This is a genomic window from Streptomyces sp. NPDC013317 (genome assembly GCF_055563155.1).
The window spans coordinates 48,232-72,754 of record NZ_JBVHDX010000017.1; the positions used below are offsets into that span (position 1 = coordinate 48,232).

A 24,523-nucleotide genomic window follows, 5' to 3' on the forward strand; every position below is an offset into this window, starting at 1 on the left:
GCTCCGTTCCTGGTCGGGTCAGGCGATGAGCAGTCCGATGCCTCCGAGGGTGTACGCGATCATCAGCGCGAACAGGGGCAGTTGCCCGGCCACGGCGCGGGCGGGCGGGAAGAGCCGCACGGAGCGGTCGTGCGCGGCGACGACGCCGAGGACGTGTCCGGTGACGATCGCGGTGACCTGGAGGGTGGCGAGGGCGCCCGGGGCCAGGGGCGGGGCGGGCACGGGGGCGTTGTCAGTGCCCGCTGCCATCATGACGGTACGTGGTCCTTCCGTCACGAAGAGTGTGAAGTAGTGGGCGACGAGATAGCCGAGGGCGATGGGGAGGAGGGAGTGGGCGAAGGAGGTGAGGGGTGTGGCGAGTTCGCGGGACATCAGGCGCAGGGTGCCGGCGCACAGGGCGTAGAGGGCGGCGACGAGGGCGACGGCGGCGAGGAGGCCGAGGGTGGCGGTGACGGTCGGGCCGAGGGGTGAGGTCTGGAGGGTGGTGATCCAGCGGGGGTTGTCCGAGAAGCCGTCGTAGGCGGTGGAGCCGAGCAGGACGCAGACGGTGGCGACGAGCCCGGGGGTCTGCGGCGTGGAGTCGAGGCCGTCGAAGGGTGAGCGCAGGACGAGCCGGCCGTCGGCGCGGCGGCCGAGCGGGGAGAGCCGGGCGAGGAGGGAGGAGTAGACCTCGAAGGGGTCGGCGTGGGCGAACCAGTCGGGGCCGTGGCGGGCGGCGCCGAGGAGCCCGAGGGCCGTGAGGGTGGCGAGGAAGGCCAGGAGGGTGGTGGAGGAGGCGGGGTCGGGGGCGACGAGTTCGAGCCAGGCGAACAGGAGGAGTCCGGCGGCGGCGGGCCGGATACCGAGGCCCGGAGGCAGGGGGCGGGGGTCGCGTGCGGCCGGGAGCACGGCGTGGAGGGCGCGCAGAGGGTTGAGGAGGCGCCAGACGGGGCCGAGGAGGAGCGAGGCGGGGACGAGCCCCACCCAGAGGAGGACGTAGACGGCACCGGGCGCGGGGTTGCGGTCGGGGTCGTCGGGACCGAGGAGGAGGTGGAGCACGACGGTCAGGGCCGCGGCCGCGCCGGCCGCGCGAAGGGCGGTGCGGGTGACCGGGGCGTCGGCGAGGCGCTGGACGGCGGCGGGCAGCGGTCGGCCCGCCCGGTCGCCGCGGAAGCGGGACGTGGGCCAGAGCAGACCCAGGGCGAGGAAGGAGACGAAGAGCGCGGCGAAGGCGCCCGCGTAGGCGTAGAAGGGCGCGAGCGGGAGGTCGTGCTGGGAGCCGATGCCGTGGGCGAGAAGGCGGACGGGAGTGGTCATCGGACGACGAGTTGGGTCAGGAGCAGCCCCGAGTCGTGGGTCTCGACCTCGAAGAGGCCGGTGCGGTCGAGGGTGAGGGTGAGCGACCCGGGGGTGCCGGGGGCGAGGGGCAGTTCGCGGTCGTAGCCGTGGACATGGAGGGTGTCGGCGCGGTCGCTGGTGACACGGAGGGTGAGCCGCTCGCCCTTCTTCAGCTCGACGCGGGAGGGGGGTGGCTGGACGGACGATCCGTCGACGGTGATCTCGACGGTCCGGCCGGGCGCGGCTGTCGTCGGGGCGGGGGTCGCGGGGGCGGCCGAGGCAGGGGCGGTCGAGACGGAGGTGGTGGAACCGGGGGTGGTGGAGAGGGCGACGGTGGCCTCGACCGGTCTGCCCGCGACCGCCCAGGCGGTGTGGTCGTCCGCATGGAGGCGGACGGTCAGGGTGCGGGCGCCGGGAGGGACGTGGTGCCAGGGGCCGTAGACCCGGTCGGTCTCCTTGCCGTCGACGAGGAGACGGGCGTAGCCGCGACCGGGGAGGGCCCCGCCGCCGACGCTCTCCGGGGTGAAGCGGAACCTCTCCACGGCGAGGTGGATGTTCCAGCCGCCCTCGGTGTCGGGCCGCGTCTCGACCCGGACGGCGGGCGCGCCCTGTGCGGGCACCTCCCGGAGCCGGTGCCCGCCTTCGTCCTTCGCCGCGAGCAGCGTGCCGCTGCCCGCGGTGGCCTCCTGGTGGCTGGTGCCGGGCTTGTGGTGGGTGGTGGCCCGCCCTCCGCACCCTGCGGCGGCCAGGGCGACGGCGAGGAGGACGCCCGCGAGGACGGCGGACCGGCGGCGAGGGGCGGACCGGCGGCGCAGGGCGGACCGGCGGCGGGGGGCGGACCGGCGGCGGGGGGCGGTCGCCGTGGCAGGCGGGCGCCGCCTCACGACGCGCCCCCGTCGCGGGCGCCGTACCCGTCACGGCCGTCACGGCCGTCGCGGCCCTCGCGGCCCTCGGACCTGGCGTGGCTCTCCCGGCTCTCACGGCCCCCGCGCGCGGTCGCGGTGACCGGCGGCGGTCCGGGGTCGGGGGTGGGTTCCTGCTCGCCCGCTTCCCCGGGCGCGCGCCGGCCCGCGACCACCACCGCCCACAGCACCCACACCACGGCGAGGAGACCGCGCAGCCAGGCGGGGCTGAGGGGGATCCAGGGGATCATCAGGACGGCCTTGTCGAAGGCGTCGAGAAGGGTGAGGGCGCCCAGGGCGAGGGTGGTCCAGGCGAAGGCGGGGCGGGTGGGGCGCAGGGCGAGGCCCAGCACCGTCCACCAGACGCCGATCAGCAGGAGCGCCACGGCCGGGAGGGGGCCGGGGGCAAGACCCAGCGTCGAGCCGGCCACGTCCAGGACCAGGCCCGCGAGGCCCAGGGCGGTCGCCACACCCGCCGCACGGCTGCCGCGGAGCCTGCGCCACCACAGGACGCCCCCGACGAGGGCGAGCACGACGGCGGTCCCCAGAGCGAGCTGGGTCTCGACCCGCTGGATGCCCCGCGCGCCGTACCAGTCGCACCCCGCGGGCAGCCGGCGCTCCTGGACGTTGTAGTCGGCGCACACCAGGAGGTGGGCCAGCTTGGCCGGTTCGCCGACGAGCCGGTCCGTGTTCCCGGAGACCTCGCCCCGGCGCTTCCCGCACTCGGGCAGGGCGCCGGGGGTCGACGCACCGGACGCTCCGCCCTCGGACTGCCAGCAGTTGCCGCCGCCCTGGCCGTCCCACCACACGTCCGTGCGGTTGGGCCGGGAGGCGCCCGCCTTGTCCACGCCCAGGCGGTTGCCCGCGTACCGGTTGTGGTGCGAGGTGTCGGTCTGCTTGCCCCAGGCGGACTCGCCCCGGATGAAGGCGGGGACGGCGCTGAGGAAGAAGGCGGCGCGCTGGTGGCCGTACACCCAGTTGTCCTCGTACAGGTTCCAGTTGCCGCCCGCCGTGATGATGCCCGTGCCCGGCGGCATCGAGATCTGCGGGCAGACGACACCCTGCTCGTAGCCGCGCTCGACGGGCGGCTTGGCGCAGGTGCCGTCGGCGACGTACCGGTAGTAGTTCTGGTTGTTGTCGTGGATCAGGTTCCGTTCGAACCGCGCGTGGTTCTGCGGGAGCCCGGGGTGGCCGGGGAAGGCGGAGTCCATGGAGGCGCCGCCCATGTTGTGGTCGAACTCGTTGTCGTGGACGTGGACGGAGTCACCGGCCGTGCCGCTGTAGCCGACCATGTTGTGGTGGCTGCGGCAGCCGGTGATCTCGATGGAGTAGCGCGGGACGTCGTAGCCGCGGCCGTCGTTGATGTCGGAGGCCGAGCCGGGGTAGATGCCGGAGTCCCCGTTGCCGTACGACTCGCAGTTCTTGTAGAGGCCGTGGTCGGAGGCGAAGGTGAGGAAGCCGTACTCGTCGTTCCACCGGGTGAGCACGTCGTCGATGACGAAGCCGTCGGCCGCCAGCACGTACAGCGAGTTGAAGGTGGTCCGCTGGGCGGTGAAGTTGCGGAAGTAGACGCCGTCGGAGCCGTCGGCCCGCAGGGCGTTGAGCTTCGTGTACTTCGCGTCGATGACCACGTCCAGGCGGGAGGCTCCGGTGCCCTCGATCTGGAGGTCCTTCTTGCCGAGGATGGCGACCAGGTTCTGGTTGTGCGGGCACTGCTTCTGCTGCTCGTACGAGAGGATCTGGTAGCCGAGCGCCGACTTGGGGGCCTTCAGCGCGGCGCAGGCGCCGGTCGGGGCGGGCTGCGAGGGCTCCTCCTCGTAGAGGCCGGGCAGGACGGCGATGGTCATGCCGGGCCGGTCGACGGCGTCGACGGCCTGCTGGAGATGGCGGAAGCCGCTCCGCGTGCACCGGTCGAACAGGGCCAGGTTCCGGTCCTTCAGCTCCGCCGGGAAACCGGAGACACGGCGGGTGAAGTCGGCCCGGTCGGTCTTGCAGACCAGCAGATCGGGCTCCCCGGTGCGGAGCACCGGCACGCTGCCGGAGCCGTCGGGGAAGGTGACGGGCCGCTCTTCGTGGGCCTGGGCCCCGGGGGCGGTGACCAGGGCGGCGGCGAGCGCCGCCAGAACGACCGAGAGCGCGACAAGGAGCCTGTGGGTCCACGACATGGGCGTGAGAGTAGAGCAATGTTCATCTTTTGGAACCCCTCGTGCACGCATCACGTCGAACCGAGACCTCGCCGGACCCCGTTGACGCGAGCGGGCGCGGAATCCTACGGTCATGCATAGGATTGTTTCGGGCGTCAGGACAGGAGCGTGCGATGACCACGGAGAACACCGAGCGGGCGAGAAAGACGGCCGCCGGACTGCAGTACTCCACCGGCTTCGGGAACGAGCACGGTTCGGAGGCCGTACCGGGAGCACTGCCGCACGGACGCAACTCGCCGCAGCGCGCGCCCCTCGGCCTCTACGCGGAGCAGCTGAGCGGCAGCGCCTTCACCGAACCGCGCGCCCACAACCGCCGCTCGTGGCTCTACCGCGTCCGTCCCTCGGCCGCGCACCCCCCGTTCACCCGGATCGACAACGGCGCCGTCCGTTCCGCGCCGTTCACCGAGACCGTCGCCGACCCCAACCGGCTGCGCTGGAACCCGCTGCCCGAGCCGGCGCCCGGCACGGACTGGCTGGCCGGTCTCTGGACGCTCGGCGGCAACGGCGACGCGGCCCAGCGCATCGGCATGGCCGTGCACCTGTACCACGCGAACGCCCCGATGGAACGGGTCTTCAGCGACGCGGACGGCGAGCTGCTGATCGTCCCCGAGCGCGGCGGCCTGCTCCTGCGTACCGAACTCGGCCTGCTCGCCGTCCACCCCGGCGAGATCGCGCTGGTCCCGCGCGGTGTCCGCTTCCGCGTCGACCTCCTGGACGAGAGCGCCCGCGGCTACGTCTGCGAGAACTACGGGGCGCCGTTCCAGCTCCCCGACCTCGGCCCGATCGGCGCCAACGGCCTCGCCAACGCCCGCGACTTCCGCGCCCCCGTCGCCGCCTACGAGGACGTCGAGGGGCCGGTCGAGGTCGTCAACAAGTACTGCGGCAACCTCTGGTCCGCGACCTACGGCCACTCCCCGCTCGACGTCGTCGCCTGGCACGGCAACCACACCCCGTACGTCTACGACCTGCACCGCTTCAACGTCATCGGGACGATCTCGTACGACCACCCGGACCCGTCGATCTTCACGGTCCTCACCTCCCCGACCGACACCCCCGGGCTCGCGGGCGTCGACTTCGTGGTCTTCGCCCCGCGCTGGCTGGTCGGCGAGGACACCTTCCGGCCGCCGTACTTCCACCGGAACGTGATGAGCGAGTACATGGGCCTCATCGAGGGCGCGTACGACGCCAAGGCCGAGGGCTTCGTCCCGGGAGGCGGTTCGCTGCACAACATGATGTCCGCGCACGGACCGGACCGCGAGACGTTCGACAAGGCCAGCGGCGCCGAGCTGAAGCCGCAGAAGATCGACGACGGCCTGGCGTTCATGTTCGAGACCCGCTGGCCGGTCACCACCACCGAGCAGGCGGCCTCGGCCGACCACCTGCAGAAGGGCTACGACGACGTATGGCAGGGTCTTGAGCGCCACTTCCGGCCGTAGAGTCTCGTCGTCCCCGAGCCTCGCCGCCCCCGAGCCTCGTTGTCGTCGTACGGAGAACGCCGTGACCGCCTTCGCCCCCGACTCGCTGGTCCTGAACCGCAAGCTGCCGCTCTGGTATCAGGTCTCGCAGTCGCTGCGCGCCTCCATACTCGGCCGCACGCCCGACGCCTCGCTGCGGCTGCCCACCGAGGAGCAGCTCGCCGCCCACTACGGCGTGAGCGTGCTGACGATGCGCCAGGCCCTCAAAGAGCTCGAGGAGGAGGGCCTGATCAGCAGACACCGGCGGCGGGGCACGTTCATCGAGCCCGGCGCGCGGCGCTCCACCCCTCGCCGGCTGCTCGGCTCGATCGACGCGATCGTGGCCCAGCAGTCCGGCGAGCGGACCACCGTCCTCGGCCACGGCACCGAGCCGGTGCCGGGCGAGCTCGCCGAGTTCTTCCCCGATGTCACGGAGGTGGTCGCCTACAAGCGACTGCGGCGGGACGGGGAGAGCGGCGAGCCCACCAACTGGGCGGAGAACGCGGTACGGCCAGAGGTCGCGGCCGGTCTCGACCCGGCCGACCTGGAGCGCTGGCCGATGACGAAGGTGCTGCGGGACGTGATGGGGGTACGGATCAGCCGGATCACGGACACCGTCGAGGCCCGGCTCGCGGACCCGGAGACGGCGGCGCTGCTCCAGGTGCCGCTGCTCTCGCCGATCCTGCACTACACGGGCGTCACCTACGACGAGGACGGCCGGGTGGTGGACGTGGCCCGGATCCGGTACCGGGGCGACCGGTTCTCCTTCACGGTGACGGTGGAGGCGCACTGAGCCCGCTCGCTAGCATCCGGGGCGTGACCGAAGACGTACCGCTGGACGACGCGCCCCTCCTGGACGAGCTGATGCCCTGGTCCGTCGCGCCGCTGCGGCTCGGGCGGTCCTGGATCGTGGCGCCCGACGCCCGTACGCTGCGGGCGCGCTGGGACCGGCTGGTCGGGGCGGAGGGCGCCGAACGCGAGGAACTGTTCCGGCCCAGCCGGGCGCGTACGCCGTCGAGCTCCGTGGCGGCGCTGCCGGGGCAGCGGACCGGCACCGTCAGGTTCGCCCGCGAGTCAGGTCCGTGCCCCGAACCGGTACGGCTCGCCCACGGCCCGTTCGACGAGCAGTGGCTGCTCCCCGACCACCGCCTCATCGACACCGCCCGTCCCGAGCTCTGGCGGGTCGCCGACGAGCGGCAGCTCTTCGCCGTCGAGCAGGGGTACGCGCCGGGCGCGGACGGGCCCGCACTGCTGGTGTCGGCGGCGCTGCCCGCGGGACGCTCCCCGGCCGGGCGGCCGGGCCGGATCCGCCCGCTGTTCCGTCGCCCCGGGGCCGAGGAGCCGAACCTCGCGCCCGGGCTGCTGCCTCTGCTGAGCGAGCGGTACGGCTGCCGGGTCACCGCCCATGACGTCCTGGCCTGGGCCGTGGCAGCCGCCCGTCCGTCGCCCGCCGGCTGCCATGTCCCGCTGCCGGCCCGCCCGGACGTCTGGTCCACGGGTGTGGAACTGGGCCGGGGACTCACGGACATCCAGCTGAGGGGCGCCCGAGGCGGCGAGCGGCCCCGTCTGCCCGGGGGCCGGCGCCCGTATGTGCGTGCGCCGATCCCGGCACGGCCGGGCACGCTCGCGTACGAGCCCGGGGAGGAGACCCTGAGCCTCGACGACGGCCGGATCTCGCCCGTACCCGCCGAGGCGTGGGAGTTCCAGGTCGGAGGCGTACGGATGCTGGAGCAGTGGTTCGCGCACCGGACCGCACCCGCCGAACCCGGCGGCCTGGAGGCCATCGGTCCGGCGGCGTGGCCGCAGGAGTGGACCTCGGAGCTGCTGGAGCTCGTCACCGTCCTCGCGCTGCTCGCCGAGCGGGACCGGGCGCGCGCCGCGCTCCTCGCGGAGGGGCCGTGGCTTTCCGCGGCCGCGCTCCGGGACGCGGGCGTCCTGCCCGTACCGGACACGGCCCGCCGCCCCGCCTCCGTACTGGACCATCAGGAGGAGGGCCCGGAGGGCCAGTTCGCGCTGCTCTAGCGCGCTTCCGGGGTCACCCCGGAGCGAAGGAGTCGAGGACCCGCGTCGGCGTCCGGTCGAAGATCTCCTCGGGATCGGGCGTTCGGCGCCGGCGGCACCGAGCACGGCGGCGAGCCGGGGGTAGGCGCCGCCCGCAAGCCGCTCCATGAGGTTCCTGTTCTTCCCGGGTACGTCTTCGGCAGCGCCCTCGCCAGGCCGGGCACCGAGTACCGCCCACCTGGTGCCCAGGCTGCTCGTGGCGACGGCGGCGGGCGGCGTCATGACGGGATGTTCCAGGCAGCCCAGGACTCGCACCGGGGGCCGGCCGACGCGGCCTGGCCGGTGACGCATCCGGTGGCCGGCCCGCTGCTCTGGTCGCTCGCGCTGATCGCCGTCTTCGCCACGGCGGCCGTGCGCCGCCGTGCCCGGGGGTGACACGCGCGGCCGACGGGTGACGAGGGTGACGGTGACAACGGTGGTGGCCAGAGGGTAGGGAGGGCTGATGAGCATGCAGCCACTCCCCCTGGACGGGATCACGGTCGTCGCGGTCGAGCAGGCCGTCGCCGCCCCCTTCGCCACCCGTCAGCTCGCCGATCTGGGCGCCCGTGTCATCAAGATCGAGCGCCCGGACGGCGGTGACTTCGCGCGCGGGTACGACACTGCGGCGCGCGGGCTCGCCTCGCACTTCGTGTGGTGCAACCGCGGCAAGGAGTCGGTGGCGGTCGACCTCAAGGACGGGCGGGGTCTCGACCTGGTCCGCCGGCTGGTCGCCGGTGCCGACGTCTTCGTACAGAACCTGGCGCAGGGGGCGGCGGCCCGGCTCGGCCTGGACGCGGCCACCCTCTGCGCCGCGCACCCACGGCTGGTCGCGGTCGACGTCTCGGGGTACGGCCCGGGCGGGCCGTACGCGCACAAGCGGGCCTACGACATGCTCGTGCAGTGCGAGGCGGGCCTGGTGTCGGTGACCGGGACGGAGGAACAACCGGTCAAGTCGGGGATCCCCGCGGCGGACATCGCGGCGGGGATGTACGCGTACGCGGGCGTCCTCGCCGCGCTGGTGCGTCGCGGGACGACCGGCCGGGGCGGGCCGGTGGAGGTGTCGCTGCTGGACTCGCTGGCCGAGTGGATGGGGCATCCGCTGCACCACGGGATGCACGGGGGCACGGCACCGGCGCGCACCGGTCTGGCGCACGCCGTCATCGCGCCCTACGACGCCTACCCGACGGTCGACGGGAGCCTGGTGCTGCTGTCGGTCCAGAACGACCGCGAGTGGCGCCGGCTGGCCGAACAGGTGCTGGAGCGGCCGGATCTGGCGGACGATCCGGAGTTCGCGACCAACACCGCGCGCGTGGCCGGGCGTACGGGTACGGACGCGGCGGTGGCGGAGGCGCTGGCGCCGCTGACGGCCGCGGAGGCCCTGGCGCGCCTGGAGGCGGCCGGCATCGCGTGCGCACGGCTGAACACCGTCGCGGATCTGGCGGAGCACCCGCAGCTGGCGGCGCGGGACCGCTGGCGGACCGTCGGATCGGCGGTCGGGCCCCTGCGGACCCTGCTTCCGCCCGTCACCTTCCCGGACGGCCCGGAAGCCCGGATGGGCCGCATCCCGGCTTTGGGGGAGGACACGGATGCGGTACTCGGCGAGCTGGGCGTGGGTCCGGCGGAGCGGGAGGCACTGCGGGAGGACGGCGTCGTGGCCTGAGAGTCGCGGGGTGCGGGGTGGGCGGACGCCGTCGTCGGGGTGTGTCCATCCTCCCGCAGAGCTACTCCCGGGTGACCCCAGCTCTGCGGATCAGATGCCCACGACCCCGAAGGGGCGCCGTCTAGCCGCGGCTGCCGAAGAGGCTGCGACGCAGGCGCCGCAGGGGGGCGAAGAGCGAGACGCGCGCGCTCTTGCTGCGGTGGCTGTGCGCGACGTCACGGGACGTCAGCTCTCGCATCAGCAGCGTCGCCTCGGCCGCCTCGCGCTGGGGCACGACGGGGCCGCCGAGCACCGCGAGATGGCGGTCGAGCCGCGAACTGGTCGCGCTGCTCCCGCACGTGATGGCAGGCACTCGCGGCCTGCTGCGCATTGCTATCTGTTCCATGTCACTCCCCACCCTGACGAGGGCACCCGGCCCGGGCAGGTTAACCCTATCGCCCCGCTGTGACACCCGTGTATCCCGACGGCAGGATTCACCGCACTCGTACGGGTGTTGACGATTACTGTCCGAATCCATCTGATTCCAGGGCGAGTTGGACAGCGCTCGAACACCTGCCGAACCGCCACGAACCATCCTGCCCGCACGGCCCTCGCCGAGGTGATCTGACGGTGTGTGATCTCCGCCACCAAGATCACCCCACACTTTCCCCGTGGTGTTCGAAGTACACGGCCGAGGGGCAGGAATGCTCCACCGGGACCGTAGAAGGATGGGGACACGCCATGACCGTGATCGCGGGGCGGTACCGGCTGCTGGACGTGCTGGGGCAGGGCGGCATGGGCACCGTCTGGCGCGCCAGGGACGAGGTCCTCGGCCGTGACGTGGCGGTGAAGGAGGTCCGCGCCCCGGCGGGCCTCACCGGGGACGACGAGCGCCGGCTGTACGCCCGGCTGGAGCGGGAGGCCTGGGCGGCCGCCCGGATCTCGCACCGCAACGTGGTGACGGTCTACGACGTGGCCACCGAGGACGGCCGCCCCTGGATCGTGATGGAGCTGATCCCCGGGCTCACCCTCTCCGACGTCCTCGACGCGGAGGGCCCCATGACCCCGCGGCGCGCCGCGCTCGTCGGAGCCGAGGTGCTGGCGGCCCTGGGGGCGGCGCACGAGGCGGGGGTGCTGCACCGGGACGTGAAGCCGGGCAACGTCCTGCTGGGCAACGACGGCCGGGTGGTGCTGACCGACTTCGGCATCGCTTCGGTGCAGGGGACGTCTCCCCTCACGATGACGGGAGAGCTCATCGGATCCCCGGAATTCCTGGCGCCCGAGCGGGCGTTGGGGCGGACCCCCGGCCCCGCCTCGGACCTCTGGTCGCTCGGCGTGCTGCTCTACGCGGCCGTGGAGGGCCACTCGCCGTTCCGTCAGGACACCCCGCTGAGCACGCTGCGCGCCGTGGTGGACGAGGAGCTGCCACCGCCGCGCCGGGCCGGGGAGCTCGCGCCGGTGATCGAAGGCCTGTTGCGCAAGGATCCGCGCGAGCGCCTGCAAGCCGCCGCCACGGAGAGGCAGTTGCGGATCGTGGGAGCGGGCGGCAGCGCGGGGCCCGCGGCGTCGGGCGCGGGGCTCGCGTCGGGCGGGCCGGACTCCGCGCGGGCGGCGGCCTCGGAGCCGTACGGGCAGGACCGTCGGGGCGCGACCGGCGACCGCACCCCGCCGCTACCCCTGTCCGTTCCGCCGCCCGCCTCGGACCCGGGAACCCCGGACCGCTCCGGACGGGCCGTCGCCGTCCTCACGGCGGGGATCGTCCTTCTGCTGCTGGCGGTGGGCGGGCTCACGTACGCGCTGCTGCGGAACGAGGGGGGCCGCGACCCGGGGCCCGGCGGAGGGCCGACGAGCAGCTCCCCGGCGACGAGTCCACCGCCGACGAAGACTCCCTCGACCGGTCCCCCCGGCACCACACCCGCCCCGACCCGCACGACGGCCACGCCGACCACCGCGCCGCCGGCGCCGACGGTCCTGGTCCATGTGCGGGCCGTCCGCGACAGCTATAGCGGCCCCTGCCCGCCGCCGGCGGAGCGGGCGCCCGCCTTCGCCGCGACGCTCACGGTGAGCCGCACGCCCGCGTCGGTGGAGTACCGCTGGGTCACGGAGAGCGGCGAGAGTTCGGCGGAGGAGGGGTGGCGGCGGCTGGAGTTCCCGGCCGGCGGACCGGAGGAGCGGAGCGTCGAGCACACGGAGCTGACGCACCGGGAGGACGACACCCGCCGGGACCGGATCCGGATGGAGGTGCGCTCCCCGGCCGAGAAGAGCTCGGACTGGGTGGCGTTCTCGGTGACCTGCGAGCAGGCGACCCCGACGGGCGGGGTCACCTACCCGGGGGACAGCCCTAGGCCACAGCCCTGAAGCTGGGCAGGTAGCCGCCGGACTGACCGGAGGCGGTGGGGTGGTACGACTCCCCGATGTTGAGCCAGTTGACGCTGTGCAGCCAGGCCGAGCCGGAGCAGATCTCGTGTCCGGTGAAGGCGGGGACGACGCTCGCGAAGGTGTAGCCGTGGTCGGCCGCGCGCTTGGCGGTGGCCGCGTTGAGGATGTCGGACCCTTCGTTGATGGCGCGGCGCTCGTTCTCGCTCAGACCGGCGACGCAGCTGCCGCCGATCTTGTAGAAGCGCGGATAGCCGAGGACGACGACCCGGGCGTTCGGAGCCTTGGATCTGATGGCCGAATACACGGCGTCGAGCTTCCCCGGGAGGGTGCTGTCGACGTAGGCCTTGGCTTGATTCACGCGGTTGATGCAGGAGGCTTCCGACTGGAGGACACAGGTGGTCATGACGTCGGCGAAGCCGGCGTCGTTTCCTCCGATCGTGATGGATACCAGGTCGGTGGCGGTGGAGAGGGGTCCGAGCTGTCCGCTCGTGACATCACCCGTTCGGGCGCCCGAGCAAGCGGTGAACGCGAAGGACGAGGGTGAGTTCGCGTTCTTCCAGAGGACGGGGAAGGCCTTGGTGGAGCGCTTGCAGTCTCCGCTGGCGCTGTCGTAGCTCCCGGCGCCGACGCCGGATGAGTAGGAGTCACCGAGCGCCACGTAGTCGAGAGCTGCGGTTTCGGCTGCCTGCGCGGTACCCGCCCCGGTGAGGGCGAGGACGGCACCGAGCAGGAGCGAGGACGAGAATGCCACGAATCGGGACCTTTTCATGGAACCTCCCTGTAGCAGGATCTCTGCGCTACTAGGTAGTAGCAGCGCGCCGGGCCCGCTGGAAGTGTTCATGCCAAGAAGATTTGGCGAGTAGCCGCCGACGCCCCGTCAGGGACCGTCGAGATCAAGCCATCTGATGGATCTTGCATCGAATTGAATTCGCACAACAATGCGCACGAGCTTCATTCGGCCCCAATAACACCACCAGACAAGCGGATTGCGAAAAACCGATCGGGACGGTTCCGTATCCGACCGCCCACGGGCATCAATTAGCAGAAATGGGAGTCGCAGATCCAGGGCTTGCCATACAGTCCTATTCATCAATACCGTCGTACATCTCACCCGCATCGGACCGGCGCGCACAACGGCTCAGGGGAGGGCTTCAGCGTCGCGAGGGTCCGGAGCGGGGCGCGGTAGGGGGGAGTGCCCGGAGTACGCAATACGTGCGCCGGGTCGCGTTGCCGCGCGTTCTGAGATGCCGACTCACCCATGCCGTACAGCGGTTGTCCGCTGTACGGACGGGGTGAGTACCCCCCTTTCGTAACCGGACAGACCACCGGACAGCCCGGGGGCGGGCGGTCCACCGGACGAGAGGGAAACACCACTCATGAGTTCATTCCTGCGCCCGGCCGTCGACCACGAAGCGGTGGATCAGAGCCGAATAGCAGCCCAATACAAGGCGATCACCTCGCATTTGGCGATCACCCCGCCGGTGAGTGTCGTCATCCCCGCGATGAACGAAGCGGAGAACCTTCCGTACGTCTTCAAATCGCTGCCCGACTGGATCCACGAAGTGGTTCTCGTCGACGGAAACTCCACCGACGACACCGTCCGTGTGGCGCGTGAACTCCGGCCCGACGTCAAGGTCGTCAAGCAGGTCGGCAAGGGCAAGGGCGACGCGCTCATCAGCGGGTTCGCCGCCTGCACCGGCGACATCATCGTCATGGTCGACGCGGACGGCTCCGCCGACGGACAGGAGATCGTCTCCTACGTCTCCGCGCTGGTCGGCGGCGCCGACTTCGCCAAGGGCTCCCGCTTCGCCAACGGCGGCGGCACGGACGACATGACGCCCGTCCGCCGGCTGGGCAACTGGGCCCTCTGCGCCCTGGTCAACCGCAAGTTCGGCGCCCGCTACACCGACCTCTGCTACGGCTACAACGCCTTCTGGCGCCACTGCCTCGACAAGGTCGCCCTCGACTGCACCGGCTTCGAGATCGAGACCCTGATCAACATCCGGGTCGTCAAGGCCGGCCTCAAGGTCCAGGAGGTCCCCAGCCACGAGTACCTGCGCATCCACGGCGTCAGCAATCTCCACGCCGTACGCGACGGCATCCGGGTCCTCAAGGTCATCCTCAAGGAGAAGGGCGTCAGACGCGCGGCCCGCCGCCGACCGAACACGTTCTCGGTCAACGTCCCCCGGGGAGAGACGTCTTGAGCGACCACGTCGCTGGTGAAGACCTCGCGAGAGAGGACCTCGCGGGTGACCGTGGGTTCTCCGTCGTGATCTGCGTCTACACGGAGGACCGCTGGGAGGACATCCTCGCGGCGGTCGCATCCGTGCGGGACCAGTCGCATCCGGCCCGGGAGATCCTGCTCGTGGTCGATCACAACGAGCGGCTGCGGGCCCGGCTGTCCGCGCGGTTCACGGACGGGGCGGACGGGACGGAGAAGGTGCGGGTGCTCGCCAACGCGGGCCCCCGCGGCCTCTCCTCCGGACGCAACACCGGAATCGCCGCCGCCCTGGGCGAGTTCGTGGCCTTCCTCGACGACGACGCCGTGGCCGAACGGGACTGGCTGCGGTACTTCGCCGAGGCGTACGACGACCCACGGGTCATGGCGGTCGGCGGGCGGACCGTGCCGGCCTGGGCGTCGGGCCGGCGGCCCGAGTGGTTCCCCGAGGAGTTCGACTGGGTCGTCGGCTGCACGTATCGCGGCCTGCCTCCGGGGCGGGCCAGGGTGCGCAACGTGCTGGGCGGCAACGCCTCGTTCCGGCGTACGGCCTTCGACGCGACGGGCGGCTTCGCCACGGGCATCGGGCGGGACGGCGACCGCCGGCCGCTCGGCTGCGAGGAGACCGAACTGTGCATCCGGCTCTCGCGGGCCCTCCCCGACGCCGTCCTGCTGATCGACGACCGGTCCGTCATCCACCACAAGGTCCCGTCCGCGCGCGAGCGCTTCGGCTACTTCCGTACCCGGACGTACGCCGAGGGGCTCTCCAAGGCGCTCGTGTCCCGGAGCGTGGGCGCGAGCAGGGGACTAGAGGCGGAACGGCGGTACACCACCCGGGTCCTGCCGGCCGGCGTCGTCCGCGGGCTGCGCGACGCGCTGCTCGGCCGCCCGGGCGGCGCGGGCCGGGCGGGCGCCATCGTGACGGGCGTGACGACGGCGGCCGTCGGCTACGTACGGGGGGCGCTGCGGGCGCGCGGGGACGGGGCCACGTTCGCGTCGGGGCCGATCCCGGACCGCCGCCAAGCCTCGGAGGTGGCCGCGTGAACGAACCCGTACCGATCCTGATGTACCACGCGGTGGACCACGAGCCCGCTCCGGCGACCCGTCGGCTGTCCGTCTCCCCCGAGGCGTTCGCCGCACAGATGACGGTCCTCGCCGACCGCGGGTTCACCGCACTCACCACGGCCGAGCTGGCCGACGGCTGGCGCACGGACCGGAGCCTGCCCGCGCGCCCCGTCCTCATCACCTTCGACGACGGTTACGAGGGGGTGCACCGGCACGCGCTGCCGGTGCTCACCAAGCACGGCTTCGCGTCGACGCTCTTCGTCTCCACGGGCTGGCTCCGGGGCCGGCACGACGAGGGCGGGGCCCTGGACACCATGCTCGACTGGGACCAGGTGCGCGAACTGGCCGCCGCTGGTACGGAGATCGGCGGCCACACCCACACCCATCCGCAGCTCGACCAGGTCGACGAGCGGCGTCTCTGGTACGAGACCCTGCGCTGCAGGGAGCTCGTCCGGGAGGAACTCGGCCGCGCGCCGATGTCGTTCGCCTACCCGTACGGCTACTCCGACCGTCGTGTACGGCGCACCGTCCGCGCGGCCGGGTACGCCCAGGCGCTCGCGGTCGGCAACGCGGCGGCACGGCGCCGGCAGGGGCCGTACGCGCTGGAGCGGCTGACCGTCCGGCGGTCCACCGGGATCGAGGAGTTCGAACGCCTCGTGGAGGGCCGGGCGATCACCCGTACCTTCGCCGCCGACCGGGCGCTGACCAAGGGCTACGCGCTGGTGCGCCGTACCCGTGCCGCGCTCCGCTCGGCGGGGCGGTACGGGCTCTGAGGATCCGGGGCCGTGGCCGGCCCCGGATCGTCCCGTTCAAAACACCGTGCGCGGAATGCCCGGTTGCCGGATCATGGTCGCCATGTCTGCCACGCCAGCCGAGGGTTCCGCGCCGTCCGGGTCCGTACCGCCCGACGGTTCCGTGCCGCCCGGGTCCGTGCCGCCCATCGGTTCCGCGCCGTCCGAGCCGCATCGGGCGCTGCCCATCCGACTCAACGTCGACGACAGCGACTCGCCGTCCGACGTCATCGACGCGCTCTTCCTCGGCCGCTTCGCCACGGGCGAGCAGCCGCACTCGCACAGCACGTCCCTGGACCGGGTGAAGCCCGCCGCGACGCTCCTTCCCGCCGGGGCGACGGTGGTGCGCGCGGCCAAGGACGACGACCGCGCCGCCGTGCTCGCCGAGGGGGAGGGCTGGACGCTGCTCATCTCCCGCTGGAACCGCGGCGCGGACGTCACCGTCACCGCGACCGCGCCGGAGCTGGCGGAGAGGATTCTCGGGGAGGCGACGGACGGGGCGAAGGACGAGCCCGAACCGCAGCCCGAGAACGTGACGATGGGCTTCTGGTACGTGTCGCCGCGGCGCGGCCCGCACCGCACGACCCGGCAGATCAGCGCCGGGACCTGGGAGGAGATCCGGCCGAACTACACGGCTCCCGTCGCCGACGCGATGGACCGGCTGATGAAGGTCACCCCGGACGACATCGCGGGCCGGCTGCTGCTGCTCCACGGGCCGCCGGGCACCGGGAAGACCTCGGCGCTGCGCACCCTCGCCCGCTCCTGGCGGGACTGGTGCCAGGTGGACTGCGTCCTGGACCCGGAGCGGCTCTTCAACGACGTCGGCTATCTGATGGACATCGCGATCGGAGAGGACGAGGGCACGGCGAAGGGGCGGTGGCGACTTCTCCTCCTGGAGGACTGCGACGAGCTGATCCGCGGCGAGGCGAAGCACACGGCGGGGCAGGCGCTGTCCCGGCTGCTGAACCTGACGGACGGGCTGCTCGGCCAGGGCCGGAACGTCCTCGTCGGCGTCACGACCAACGAGGACCTGGAGCGGCTCCACCCGGCGGTGGTCCGTCCCGGCCGCTGCCTGGCGCGGATCGAGGTCGGCGGGCTGACCCGGAGCGAGGCGGTGGGGTGGCTGGGCGGCGAGGAGGGCGTGGGCCGCGAGGGCGCGACCCTGGCGGAGCTGTACGCCCTGCGGCGCGGCACCTCGGCCCCCGGCCTCCCGGAGCCCCGCATCCCGGACGCGGGGCTGTACCTGTAGGACGGGCCCTTGCGGGCCCTGGAGCTCCGGCGGCCGTGCAAGGGCCCGCCACGCCGTGCCTACGCCCTCCGCCGTGCGGGACAGCTGCGGCCCCGATCGCCGCCGGACGCCCCCGTCCGGAACGGCTCAGTCTCCGCACGCCCCGCCGGGGACGGCTCAGTCTCCGCACGCCCCGCCGGGGACGGCTCAGTCTCCGCACGCCCCGCCGGGGACGGCTCAGTCTCCGTACGCCGCCCTCAGCGCGTCCGCCACCGCCGCCGACGCGGCTTCGTGGGTGAGGCCGAGGCGCTTCGCCTCTCCCGCGTACGTCGCCGCCGCGCCCGCCGCCAGTCGGGCGGCCGCGTCGCCCGCCGCCGCGACGAACGTGCCGTGCCTGCCCCGGGTCTCGATGACGCCGTCCGCCTCCAGCGACTTGTACGCCTTGGCGACCGTGTTCGCCGCGAGGCCCAGCTCCTCCGCCAGGCCGCGTACCGTCGGCAGCTTGTAGCCGACCGGCACCGCGCCGGAGCGGGCGCGCTCCGCGATCTGGGCGCGCAGTTGTTCGTACGGGGCGGTCGACGAGTCCGTGTCCACGGTGATTCGCAATGTCACGGCCCGATTCTCCCCCCGCCCCGGGGGAAAATGGGAGGCGGCCGCGCCACATCGGCCCGTACCGTGCGGCACCATGACTGTGATCGTCCGTGACGTACGACCGGAGGACGCCGAGCACTTCGCGCGCGTCCGGCGGGCAGCTCTCCCCTTCATGCTGACGAACGCCGCCCAGGTGGCCTTCGACTGGGCCCACGCCCATCCCGAGGCGCACAGCCGGCCGCTGGTCGCCGAGATCGGCGGCGAGGTCGTCGGCACCGCCCAGCTCGGCCTCGTCCACGACGCGCCGGAGCCCGGCGTCGGCTCGGTCAACATCTACGTCCACCCGGAGAAGCGGGGGCTCGGCGCCGGCACGCTGCTCGTGCGCGCCGCCGAGGAGCACCTCGCGCGGTGCGGGGCGACCTCGCTCTTCAGCTGGGTGCTCGACGGACCGGAGTTCCGCGGCTTCGCCGAGCGGCGTGGCTACGCCGCTCGCCGTTCCGCGCACTTCCTCCGCCTCGACCTCGGCTCCGCCGAGCTGCCGCCGCTCGCCGAGCCGCCGGACGGTGTCGAGCTGCGCAGTGCCGCCTCGTTCGCCGCCGATCCCCTTCCGCTGTTCGCCCTCGACGCGTTGACCACGGCCGACGAGCCGGGTGACGTCGGCGCCGAGCTGACGGACTACGAGCACTGGCTGGCGACCACCTGGAACCATCCGCTGTTCGACGCCGAGCTGACCACCGTCGCGGTCGTCGACGGCCGCCCCGCCGCGTTCAGCGCCGCGCAGACCGACGGCCGGGGTCGGTACCACTCCGGGATGACCGGCACCGACCCGGCCTTCCGCGGGCGCGGCCTCGCCAAGCTCGCCAAGAACCACTCCCTGCACCGGGCCCGGGCCGCCGGCTGTACGGAGGCGTTCACCGGGAACGACGCGGGCAACCGGCCGATGCTGGCGATCAACACGTGGTTCGGGTACGAGATCTGCGCGACGGAGGTACGTCATGCCCGCACGCTCGGTTGAGGTCGTGCTCGTGAAGGCGGGCCGCACGAAGATCCGCTACCCCGCCGAGGTCCTCTCGGACGACGGCACCCGGCTGGCGGTCCGCGCCCCGTGGGCGGCCGAGGGGGTACGGGACTTCGGCTTCGTACGGTTCGAGCCGGGTGACGTGTTCGTGGAGCACTACTGGCGCGACCGCTGGTACGCGGTCAAGGAGGTCCGCTCCTCGGAGGGGACGCTCAAGGGCTGGTACTGCGACGTCACCCGGCCCGCCGAGGTCGTGGGGGCGGAGGTCGTGGTCGAGGACCTGGACCTGGATCTGTGGGTGTCGGCGGACGGCGGCGAGGTGCTGCGGCTCGACGAGGACGAGTTCCGGGCGAGCGGCCTCGCCGCCTCCGACCCGGAGGCGGCGGCCCGCGCCGTGGACGCCCTCGACGAGCTCGAACTGCTCGGCCGTGAGGGGCTCGTCCGGCTGCTCGGCGTCAGCCGAGGATGACGTCCGACTCCTGCGCGGCGAGGAAACCGGGCAGGGGCACGCCCAGCGGTCCCGAGGGCGTGAGCTGCATCAGGGTCGCCTTCACGCGGGCCGCGCCGGTCCGGTAGCCGGGCTCCTTGACGACGGCCGTGTTGGACCAGTCGCGCACCTGGCCGTCGCAGACGGCGCGGGTGCCGCCGATTCCGGCGGAACGGTCCGCCTGGACGAGCGTGCTGCTGACGAAGACCGGTCCCGCGGTGTCGTCGAGGCAGCGGTACGTGCCGGAGACGGTGACCGTTCCGTCGGCGGCCACGGTGCCGTACGCGTCGACGGAGAGGTCGTCGGCGGCCGCGTGGGCGGCACCGGCCGCGGCGGCGACCAGCAGCGAGCCCAGCGAGAGGGCGAGACGGATGCGCATGGGGAGATCCCTTCGGGGTGGGGGGTGTATCGCCCGCCAGGGATATCGGATCAAGCCCCGAAGTGGCCGAAACTCACCCTATCGGGGGCGAGTTGAGACGCTTGCGGTAATGAATACGGTCGTACGGTCCGTCCAGTCGCCGCTCGACGACCTCGTAGCCGTACCGCTCGTACAGCTTCTGGTTCTCCCACATCATCGCGTTCGTGAGGAGCCGGACCTCGGGAAGCCCGAGTGCGCGGGCGCGGTCCTCCACGAACGCCAGCAGCCGTCGGCCGAGGCCGGTGCCCTGGGCGTCCGGGTGGACGGCGATGTTGTCGAGATACAGGTGGTCGGCCTCGGCCCTGAGGACCACGAGGCCGACCACCGGGTCGCCCGCCACGAACACCCGCCCGGCGGCGACGTCCGCCGCGTGATCCGCCTCCATCGGGCCCGGCACGAGGCCGATCCGCTCGATGTAGTGGTGATAGGCCGTGTCGGTCACGGCCTTCACCCGGGGGACGTCGGCGCTCGTCGCAGGGCGGATCTCTGTCATGCCGACACGTTACGACGGCGGACGATCACCTTCCTCAGCAGCGGCCAGGCCAGGAGGACGGCGATGACGGCGTACACCGTCACCGAGAAGGGCGTGTTCACCAGGCCGGTGAGCGAGCCGTCGCTGATCTGGAGGGCACGGCGGAGCTGCTGTTCGGCGGCCGGGCCGAGGATGACGCCGATGACGGCGGGCAGGACGGGAAGTCCGTAGCGCCGCATGCCGAAACCGATCAGGCCGACGATCAGCAGGATGACGAGATCGAGCGCCTCACCGCCGACCGCGTACGCACCGACGGCGGCGAAGAAGAGGATGCCGGCGTAGAGGTAGGGGCGCGGGATGCGGAGCAGCTTGGCCCAGACGGGCGCGAGGGGCAGGTTGAGCGCGAGCAGCAGGACCATGCCGACGAAGAGCGAGGCGATCAGGCCCCATACCAGGTCGGGTTCGCGCTCGAAGAGCAGCGGTCCCGGCTGGATGCCGTACTGCTGGAAAGCGGCGAGCATGACGGCGGCCACGGCGGTCGTGGGCAGACCCAGCGTCAGCATCGAGACGAGCGTCCCGGCCGCCGAGGCGGAGGCGGCGGACTCGGGTCCCGCCACACCCTCGATGGCACCCCTGCCGAACTGGTCCTTGTGCTTCGAGAACCGCTTCTCGGTGACGTACGAGAGGAAGGTCGGGATCTCGGCGCCGCCGGCCGGGATCGCGCCGAACGGGAAGCCGATGACCGGGCCGCGCAGCCAGGACTTCCAGGTGCGCCGCACGTCGTCCCTGCCGAGCCACGGCCGGCCGACCGGGATGGCCTCCCCCGCCGTACGGCGCAGATGCGCGGCGACCCAGAGCGCCTCGCCGATGGCGAAGAGGCCGACCGCGACGATCACGACGTCGATGCCGTCGGCCAGTTGGAGCGATCCGAAGGTGAGGCGCTGCTGCCCCGTCATCTGGTCGAGACCGACCAGGCCGAGGGTGAGGCCGATGAGGAGCGAGGCGAGGCCGCGGATCCGGGAGGAGCCGAGGACGGAGGTCACGGCGATGAACGCGAGGACCATGATGGCGAAGTAGTCGGGCGCTCCGATGTCGACGGCGAGCGCGGCGACGGTCGGGGCGAGGGCCACGAGCAGGAGCGTGCCGATCATGCCGCCGGTGAAGTGGCCTATGGCCGCCGCCGCGAGCGCCTGCGCGCCGCGTCCGGCCTTCGCCATCGGGTTGCCCTCCATGGCGGCGACGACGGCCGCGCTCTCGCCGGGGGTGTTGAGCAGGATCGAGGTGGTGGAGCCGCCGAACATGGCTCCGTAGTAGATGCCGGCGAACATGATGAAGGCGCCGGTCGGTTCCAGTCCGTACGTCACCGGGAGCAGCAGGGCGACGGCCATGGCGGGGCCGATGCCGGGCAGGACGCCGATGGCGGTGCCGAGGAGCACGCCGATGGCGGCCCACAGCAGGTTCATCGGGGTGAGGGCGGTGCCGAATCCGTCGATCAGGGAGTTCAGTGAGTCCATGGTCAGAGCACTCCCATCAGCGGGCCGCCGGGCAGCGGAACTCCGAGCAGGTTGTCGAAGACGACGTAGGTGAGGAGGGAGAGCCCGGCGGCGATCAGCGGGTCACGCCGGAGGTGGCGGCTGCCGAGCGCGTAGGCGGCGCCCCAGAAGAGCAGGGCTCCTGAGACGGGGAAGCCGACGGGGCCGATGAGGACGGCGAAGGCGAGGAAGACCCCGGCGAGGAGCAGGACCGTGCGCCAGTCGGCGGGCTCGGAGAGGTCGACGTCCTCGCCGCCCTCGGATTCGCCGCGCCCGCCGCGCAGGACGTCGATCGCGAGGAGGACGGCGACGACGAGGAGACCGGCGCCGACGACGACGGGGACGGTCTTCGGGCCGACGGGCCCGCGCTGGGCGATGTCGACGGTCATGGTCAGGGCGTCGGTGAGGACCAGGACGCCGATGAGGAAGAGGAGGGCGCTGACGCCGAGTTCGGAGTGCTCGCGCAGCCCGGAGGAGGCTCGTCCGCGCGTGGTCGTCGTCGTCACAGTCCCAGCTCCTTCAGCACCGAGGCGACCTGCGCGTTCTGCTCGGTGAGGAAGGTGCCGAACTCCTCCCCGGGCAGGAAGGCGTCGTTCCACCCGTTCTTCCTCAGCGACTCGCGCCACTGCGGGGAGTCGCGCAGCTCGGTCGCCAGGCCGACGAGCTTGTCGCGCTCGGCGTCGGAGAGGCCGGGCGGGGCGACGATGCCGCGCCAGTTGATGAACTCGGTGTCGAGCCCGGCCTCGCGCAGGGTGGGGGCGTCCAGGCCGGGGACCCGCTCCGCGCCGGTGACGGCGAGGAGCCGCAGCTCGCCGGACTCGATCTGGTCGAGGTACTCGCCGACGCCCGAGACGCCGAAGGCGACCTTGTCGCCGAGGATGGAGGCGAGGAGCTCGCCGCCGCCGTCGAACGGGATGTAGTTGACGCTCTTCGGGGCGATGCCGGCGGCCCTGGCCATCAGCATCGGGGCGAGGTGGTCGGGCCCGCCGGGCGCGGAGCCACCGCCCACGGGCAGCTTGCCGGGGTCCTTCCTCCAGGCGGTGAGCAGGTCCTGGATGGTCCTGTACGGGGAGTTCCTGCCCACCACGACGATGTCCTGCTCCATCGTGAGCCGGGCGATCGGGGTGGTGTCGGCGAGGGTCTTCGGGGTCCTGTTGGTGTGGACGGCGCCGACGACGCCGAGGCCCATGGACATGGCGAGCCTGCCGTTGCCGTGCTCGCCGACGAGCCGGGTGAGGCCTACGGTGCCGCCGGCGCCGGGGAGGTTGAAGACCTCGATGCCGGAGGTGAGACCGGCGTCCTCGGCGTTCTTCGCCGCCGTGCGGGCGGTGATGTCGTATCCGCCGCCGGGCGTGTTGGGGACCATGAAGCGCAGGCCCGGGATCCGGGTGCCCGTGTCGGAGCCGCTGCCGGTGGCGAGCAGGGGCGGCCCCACCAACACCAGCAGCGCGGCCCCGAGCAGGGCGAGGGGGGTGCGCAGACGCACGTGTGCCGCCTCTCGATAGGTTTGTGAAGTGGCCCACATGTTGCCCGCGCGTTAAGAACCTGTCTCTCTTCCGCAATCAACGGACGTTGTGGTCCTTGTGGTCGCGACCTAGCGTGTCGGCGTGACGAAGGTGCTGGTGGTGGACGACGACTTCATGGTCGCGAAGCTGCACAGCCGCTATGTGTCGGCCGTGGACGGTTTCTCCGTCGTCGGGGTCGCGCACAGCGGCGGTGAGGCGCTGCGCCTCGCCGACCGGCTGCGCCCGGACCTCGTCCTGCTCGACATCTACCTGCCCGACATGGACGGAATCTCGGTCCTGCGCGCGCTGCGCGGGGCGGGTCTCGCGGTCGACGCCCTGTTCATCACGGCGGCGCGGGACGCGGGCATGATCCGCTCGGCGCTGCGGGCGGGGGCGCTGCACTATCTGATCAAGCCGTTCAACCAGTCGGCGCTCCAGGAGCAGCTGCGGCACGTGGCCTCGCTGCGGAGCCGGCTGGACGAGCTGGACGAGGCGCGGCAGGAGGACGTGGACCAGATCTTCGGCACCCGCCCGCCGGGCTCGCGCGAACTCCCGAAGGGCCTCGCCGCCCACACAGCGGAGCTCGTGGACGGCATCCTGCGGGCCCACCCGGAGGGCCTGTCGGCGACCGAGTGCGCGGAGGCGGGCTCCCTGTCCCGGGTCAGCGCGCGCCGGTACCTGGAGTACTTCGCGGAGACGGGCCGCGCGGAGATCACCCTCCGCTACGGCGGCACAGGCCGCCCGGAACGCCGCTACCGCCGCCTGGGCGGCTGAACGCGGTCACGTGCGACGAGCTTCACCTCGACGGGCCCCGCGAGCCGGCCACGAGCCGGAGTGCGTACGCGTCCTCCGGGGCGAGCACGTCGACCACCCGACAGGCCTCCTCGCCCCGGCCTGTCGCGCACAGCATCCTGACAAGGCGGTACAGGGCGTCGCGGTCGCCGAGTTCGGCACGGTCGCGCAGCGCCCCGTCCATCTCCCGCTCGTGCAGCGCCCTGTTGAGCGCCCGGCGCGCGTGAACGTCCGTGGAGGCCAGTTCCGTCAGTTCGGCGAGACGGTCCGCGCGGACGAGCAATCTCATGTGCCACAGATGGGCGTCGTGCGCGGTGTGGTCGACGGAGTAGCACTCGGCACGGGCGCGGACCAGTGCGACGGCCTTTTCCCAGTCCCCGTCCTCTTCCGCCTCCCGGGCCTCCTCGAACCACATGCGACGAGTATCGCGTGCTGCTGCTCCTCGGGAGCCGCGGGTCGGCGGGGGGCGCG

24 protein-coding genes and 1 pseudogene are annotated in these 24,523 nt (G+C 72.7%); 13 read left to right on the forward strand and 12 right to left on the reverse strand.

Annotated features, from left to right (window positions below; translation table 11 throughout):
* Positions 1-18 precede the first annotated feature (18 nt).
* From ACZ3IJ_RS31885 to ACZ3IJ_RS31895, 3 genes are all read right to left on the reverse strand, one after another.
* Positions 19-1,296, reverse strand: coding sequence for a hypothetical protein (locus ACZ3IJ_RS31885; protein ID WP_467473883.1), 1,278 nt, complete (start codon positions 1,294-1,296; stop codon positions 19-21).
* Positions 1,293-2,132, reverse strand: a complete 840-nt coding sequence (locus ACZ3IJ_RS31890; protein ID WP_467474077.1) for a hypothetical protein — start codon at positions 2,130-2,132, stop codon at positions 1,293-1,295. Before ACZ3IJ_RS31890 ends, ACZ3IJ_RS31885 begins: the two co-directional genes overlap by 4 nt.
* A 65-nt stretch (positions 2,133-2,197) precedes the next feature.
* Positions 2,198-4,384 carry a right-handed parallel beta-helix repeat-containing protein gene (locus ACZ3IJ_RS31895; protein ID WP_467473886.1) on the reverse strand — a complete coding sequence of 729 codons (2,187 nt, stop codon included), beginning with the start codon at positions 4,382-4,384 and terminating at the stop codon, positions 2,198-2,200.
* A 152-nt stretch (positions 4,385-4,536) separates the two neighbouring features.
* Between ACZ3IJ_RS31895 and hmgA the strand changes: the two genes are divergently transcribed.
* The 5 genes and pseudogenes from hmgA (at position 4,537) to ACZ3IJ_RS31920 (ending at position 9,577) form a co-directional block, all read left to right on the forward strand.
* Positions 4,537-5,859, forward strand: a complete 1,323-nt coding sequence (hmgA, locus tag ACZ3IJ_RS31900; RefSeq protein ID WP_467473888.1) for a homogentisate 1,2-dioxygenase — start codon at positions 4,537-4,539, stop codon at positions 5,857-5,859.
* Between the two features lie 61 nt (positions 5,860-5,920).
* On the forward strand, positions 5,921-6,670 hold the full coding sequence (locus tag ACZ3IJ_RS31905) for a GntR family transcriptional regulator (protein WP_383173068.1): 750 nt from the start codon (positions 5,921-5,923) through the stop codon (positions 6,668-6,670).
* A 71-nt stretch (positions 6,671-6,741) separates the two neighbouring features.
* Positions 6,742-7,899 (forward strand): type ISP restriction/modification enzyme, encoded by a 1,158-nt coding sequence (locus ACZ3IJ_RS31910; protein WP_467474078.1) that lies wholly within the window; start codon positions 6,742-6,744, stop codon positions 7,897-7,899.
* A gap of 165 nt (positions 7,900-8,064) precedes the next feature.
* Positions 8,065-8,208: pseudogene (locus ACZ3IJ_RS31915) on the forward strand (ABC transporter permease); the annotation flags it as partial.
* Positions 8,209-8,380: 172 nt separating this feature from the next.
* Entirely contained in the window at positions 8,381-9,577 is a 1,197-nt protein-coding gene (locus tag ACZ3IJ_RS31920; protein ID WP_467473891.1) for a CaiB/BaiF CoA transferase family protein, read from the forward strand.
* A 121-nt stretch (positions 9,578-9,698) separates the two neighbouring features.
* Here the strand turns inward: ACZ3IJ_RS31920 and ACZ3IJ_RS31925 are convergent, their stop codons facing one another.
* On the reverse strand, positions 9,699-9,962 hold the full coding sequence (locus tag ACZ3IJ_RS31925; RefSeq protein WP_391799544.1) for a hypothetical protein: 264 nt from the start codon (positions 9,960-9,962) through the stop codon (positions 9,699-9,701).
* Positions 9,963-10,297: 335 nt separating this feature from the next.
* On the opposite strand from ACZ3IJ_RS31925, the gene ACZ3IJ_RS31930 reads away from it, so the two are divergent.
* Positions 10,298-11,914 carry a serine/threonine-protein kinase gene (locus ACZ3IJ_RS31930; RefSeq protein WP_467473894.1) on the forward strand — a complete coding sequence of 539 codons (1,617 nt, stop codon included), beginning with the start codon at positions 10,298-10,300 and terminating at the stop codon, positions 11,912-11,914.
* Here the strand turns inward: ACZ3IJ_RS31930 and ACZ3IJ_RS31935 are convergent.
* Positions 11,898-12,704 (reverse strand): SGNH/GDSL hydrolase family protein, encoded by an 807-nt coding sequence (locus tag ACZ3IJ_RS31935; protein WP_467473896.1) that lies wholly within the window; start codon positions 12,702-12,704, stop codon positions 11,898-11,900. The genes ACZ3IJ_RS31930 and ACZ3IJ_RS31935 overlap by 17 nt on opposite strands.
* A gap of 607 nt (positions 12,705-13,311) precedes the next feature.
* Between ACZ3IJ_RS31935 and ACZ3IJ_RS31940 the strand changes: the two genes are divergently transcribed.
* From ACZ3IJ_RS31940 to ACZ3IJ_RS31955, 4 genes are all read left to right on the forward strand, one after another.
* Positions 13,312-14,139 (forward strand): glycosyltransferase family 2 protein, encoded by an 828-nt coding sequence (locus tag ACZ3IJ_RS31940; protein ID WP_467473899.1) that lies wholly within the window; start codon positions 13,312-13,314, stop codon positions 14,137-14,139.
* Positions 14,140-14,204: 65 nt separating this feature from the next.
* Complete coding sequence (locus ACZ3IJ_RS31945; protein ID WP_467474080.1) at positions 14,205-15,197, forward strand: glycosyltransferase family 2 protein; 993 nt, start codon at positions 14,205-14,207, stop codon at positions 15,195-15,197.
* 20 nt (positions 15,198-15,217) lie between these two features.
* Positions 15,218-15,991: a polysaccharide deacetylase family protein gene (locus tag ACZ3IJ_RS31950; protein ID WP_467474081.1), complete on the forward strand. Its 774-nt coding sequence runs from the start codon at positions 15,218-15,220 to the stop codon at positions 15,989-15,991.
* Between the two features lie 82 nt (positions 15,992-16,073).
* The gene (locus ACZ3IJ_RS31955; protein ID WP_467473902.1) at positions 16,074-17,258 is read left to right on the forward strand and encodes a DUF5925 domain-containing protein; all 1,185 of its coding nucleotides are present in this window, start codon (positions 16,074-16,076) and stop codon (positions 17,256-17,258) included.
* Between the two features lie 216 nt (positions 17,259-17,474).
* Here ACZ3IJ_RS31955 and ACZ3IJ_RS31960 read toward each other — a convergent pair whose 3' ends face one another.
* Positions 17,475-17,849, reverse strand: a complete 375-nt coding sequence (locus ACZ3IJ_RS31960) for a GntR family transcriptional regulator (protein ID WP_467473905.1) — start codon at positions 17,847-17,849, stop codon at positions 17,475-17,477.
* Positions 17,850-17,922: 73 nt separating this feature from the next.
* On the opposite strand from ACZ3IJ_RS31960, the gene ACZ3IJ_RS31965 reads away from it, so the two are divergent.
* Positions 17,923-18,843 (forward strand): GNAT family N-acetyltransferase, encoded by a 921-nt coding sequence (locus ACZ3IJ_RS31965; RefSeq protein WP_467473908.1) that lies wholly within the window; start codon positions 17,923-17,925, stop codon positions 18,841-18,843.
* Positions 18,824-19,315 (forward strand): ribonuclease FAU-1 family protein, encoded by a 492-nt coding sequence (locus ACZ3IJ_RS31970; protein ID WP_467473910.1) that lies wholly within the window; start codon positions 18,824-18,826, stop codon positions 19,313-19,315. Before ACZ3IJ_RS31965 ends, ACZ3IJ_RS31970 begins: the two co-directional genes overlap by 20 nt.
* On the opposite strand, the gene ACZ3IJ_RS31975 is transcribed toward ACZ3IJ_RS31970, so the two are convergent.
* The 5 genes from ACZ3IJ_RS31975 to ACZ3IJ_RS31995 form a co-directional block, all read right to left on the reverse strand.
* Positions 19,302-19,712 carry a DUF6299 family protein gene (locus ACZ3IJ_RS31975; RefSeq protein WP_467473914.1) on the reverse strand — a complete coding sequence of 137 codons (411 nt, stop codon included), beginning with the start codon at positions 19,710-19,712 and terminating at the stop codon, positions 19,302-19,304. The two genes, ACZ3IJ_RS31970 and ACZ3IJ_RS31975, sit on opposite strands and share 14 nt — an antisense overlap.
* A gap of 73 nt (positions 19,713-19,785) precedes the next feature.
* Positions 19,786-20,244, reverse strand: a complete 459-nt coding sequence (locus tag ACZ3IJ_RS31980) for a GNAT family N-acetyltransferase (protein WP_467473916.1) — start codon at positions 20,242-20,244, stop codon at positions 19,786-19,788.
* Complete coding sequence (locus ACZ3IJ_RS31985; protein ID WP_467473918.1) at positions 20,241-21,737, reverse strand: tripartite tricarboxylate transporter permease; 1,497 nt, start codon at positions 21,735-21,737, stop codon at positions 20,241-20,243. Before ACZ3IJ_RS31985 ends, ACZ3IJ_RS31980 begins: the two co-directional genes overlap by 4 nt.
* Positions 21,738-21,739: 2 nt before the next feature.
* On the reverse strand, positions 21,740-22,261 hold the full coding sequence (locus ACZ3IJ_RS31990; protein ID WP_467473920.1) for a tripartite tricarboxylate transporter TctB family protein: 522 nt from the start codon (positions 22,259-22,261) through the stop codon (positions 21,740-21,742).
* Complete coding sequence (locus tag ACZ3IJ_RS31995) at positions 22,258-23,241, reverse strand: Bug family tripartite tricarboxylate transporter substrate binding protein (protein WP_467473922.1); 984 nt, start codon at positions 23,239-23,241, stop codon at positions 22,258-22,260. The genes ACZ3IJ_RS31990 and ACZ3IJ_RS31995 overlap by 4 nt, the downstream gene beginning before the upstream one ends.
* A gap of 121 nt (positions 23,242-23,362) precedes the next feature.
* Here ACZ3IJ_RS31995 and ACZ3IJ_RS32000 point away from each other — a divergent pair, with 121 nt between their 5' ends.
* Complete coding sequence (locus ACZ3IJ_RS32000) at positions 23,363-24,034, forward strand: response regulator (protein ID WP_467473924.1); 672 nt, start codon at positions 23,363-23,365, stop codon at positions 24,032-24,034.
* A gap of 22 nt (positions 24,035-24,056) precedes the next feature.
* On the opposite strand, the gene ACZ3IJ_RS32005 is transcribed toward ACZ3IJ_RS32000, so the two are convergent.
* Positions 24,057-24,467: a hypothetical protein gene (locus tag ACZ3IJ_RS32005; RefSeq protein WP_467473927.1), complete on the reverse strand. Its 411-nt coding sequence runs from the start codon at positions 24,465-24,467 to the stop codon at positions 24,057-24,059.
* Positions 24,468-24,523: the final 56 nt, after the last annotated feature.

What these genes read in the sequence shown, in the direction of transcription:
- ACZ3IJ_RS31885 (WP_467473883.1), bottom strand. Translation starts at nt 1,296, where the DNA reads ATGACCACTCCCGTCCGCCTTCTCGCCCACGGCATCGGCTCCCAGCAC.
- ACZ3IJ_RS31895 (WP_467473886.1), bottom strand. Translation starts at nt 4,384, where the DNA reads ATGTCGTGGACCCACAGGCTCCTTGTCGCGCTCTCGGTCGTTCTGGCG.
- hmgA (WP_467473888.1), top strand. Translation starts at nt 4,537, where the DNA reads ATGACCACGGAGAACACCGAGCGGGCGAGAAAGACGGCCGCCGGACTG.
- ACZ3IJ_RS31910 (WP_467474078.1), top strand. Translation starts at nt 6,742, where the DNA reads ATGCCCTGGTCCGTCGCGCCGCTGCGGCTCGGGCGGTCCTGGATCGTG.
- ACZ3IJ_RS31920 (WP_467473891.1), top strand. Translation starts at nt 8,381, where the DNA reads ATGAGCATGCAGCCACTCCCCCTGGACGGGATCACGGTCGTCGCGGTC.
- ACZ3IJ_RS31925 (WP_391799544.1), bottom strand. Translation starts at nt 9,962, where the DNA reads ATGGAACAGATAGCAATGCGCAGCAGGCCGCGAGTGCCTGCCATCACG.
- ACZ3IJ_RS31930 (WP_467473894.1), top strand. Translation starts at nt 10,298, where the DNA reads ATGACCGTGATCGCGGGGCGGTACCGGCTGCTGGACGTGCTGGGGCAG.
- ACZ3IJ_RS31935 (WP_467473896.1), bottom strand. Translation starts at nt 12,704, where the DNA reads ATGAAAAGGTCCCGATTCGTGGCATTCTCGTCCTCGCTCCTGCTCGGT.
- ACZ3IJ_RS31940 (WP_467473899.1), top strand. Translation starts at nt 13,312, where the DNA reads ATGAGTTCATTCCTGCGCCCGGCCGTCGACCACGAAGCGGTGGATCAG.
- ACZ3IJ_RS31950 (WP_467474081.1), top strand. Translation starts at nt 15,218, where the DNA reads ATGTACCACGCGGTGGACCACGAGCCCGCTCCGGCGACCCGTCGGCTG.
- ACZ3IJ_RS31955 (WP_467473902.1), top strand. Translation starts at nt 16,074, where the DNA reads ATGTCTGCCACGCCAGCCGAGGGTTCCGCGCCGTCCGGGTCCGTACCG.
- ACZ3IJ_RS31965 (WP_467473908.1), top strand. Translation starts at nt 17,923, where the DNA reads ATGACTGTGATCGTCCGTGACGTACGACCGGAGGACGCCGAGCACTTC.
- ACZ3IJ_RS31970 (WP_467473910.1), top strand. Translation starts at nt 18,824, where the DNA reads ATGCCCGCACGCTCGGTTGAGGTCGTGCTCGTGAAGGCGGGCCGCACG.
- ACZ3IJ_RS31975 (WP_467473914.1), bottom strand. Translation starts at nt 19,712, where the DNA reads ATGCGCATCCGTCTCGCCCTCTCGCTGGGCTCGCTGCTGGTCGCCGCC.
- ACZ3IJ_RS31980 (WP_467473916.1), bottom strand. Translation starts at nt 20,244, where the DNA reads ATGACAGAGATCCGCCCTGCGACGAGCGCCGACGTCCCCCGGGTGAAG.
- ACZ3IJ_RS31985 (WP_467473918.1), bottom strand. Translation starts at nt 21,737, where the DNA reads ATGGACTCACTGAACTCCCTGATCGACGGATTCGGCACCGCCCTCACC.
- ACZ3IJ_RS32005 (WP_467473927.1), bottom strand. Translation starts at nt 24,467, where the DNA reads ATGTGGTTCGAGGAGGCCCGGGAGGCGGAAGAGGACGGGGACTGGGAA.